We start from the raw sequence: 628 nt of genomic DNA on the forward strand, positions 1-628 counted from the left end.
CTGTATGCCTGGGACGTCGAGGTTGGAGGCTGGGTCGAGGACGTGACGGCCATGGCCGCTGTTATCCGCGCCGCCCGCGACACGCTCCTGACGGCCAGCGACTGGGCCGTGCTGTCTGATTCGCCGCTGGACGCCGCCACCCAGACCGAGTGCATCGTCTACCGGCAGGCCCTGCGCGACCTGACCGGCGAAGCGGGGTTCCCGTGGCAGGGCGACGCATCGGCGGCGCCGTGGCCGACCGCACCGGGCGTGCTGGGGTAGGCGGTCATGGCCGACATAGTCGACATGGCCCAGGCGTGCGAGGCTCTGGAGCGCGCCGCCGCCCTGGCCAACAGAGACCACCGCATCGGCCCCGGCGCACTCATGGTGGACGGCGTGGCCATCTGCCGCGAGTGCGGCGAGCCCATTGCCCCGGCCCGGCTCATGGCCATCCCCGGCTGCGCCCTCTGCCGCGACTGCCAGGAGGAGGCCGAGCATATATAAAGGATAATGACAAGAGGAACAGGCGGGGGCGCGCCAATCTCCTTGACGCGCACCCTCTGTTTTTGAAAGGCTATTGCACACTGTGAAACACCGGGACAGGGTCAATTATCGCGCAATTCAGAGTCAATTTTCGCGCGCGGCATCA

At 67.5% G+C, this 628-nt stretch carries 2 protein-coding genes; both read left to right on the top strand.

Going from position 1 to position 628, the window contains the following annotated elements; all coding sequences use genetic code 11:
• Positions 1–261 (top strand): tail fiber assembly protein (locus QQS14_RS16510; RefSeq protein WP_285908112.1); only part of this gene is annotated, 261 nt, incomplete at its 5' end.
• 6 nt (positions 262–267) lie between these two features.
• Positions 268–483: a TraR/DksA C4-type zinc finger protein gene (locus QQS14_RS16515; protein ID WP_285908113.1), complete on the top strand. Its 216-nt coding sequence runs from the start codon at positions 268–270 to the stop codon at positions 481–483.
• The last annotated feature ends 145 nt before the right edge of the window (positions 484–628 follow it).

The organism is Pseudodesulfovibrio pelocollis (assembly GCF_030282845.1).
Classification (GTDB): Bacteria; Desulfobacterota; Desulfovibrionia; order Desulfovibrionales; family Desulfovibrionaceae; genus Pseudodesulfovibrio; species Pseudodesulfovibrio pelocollis.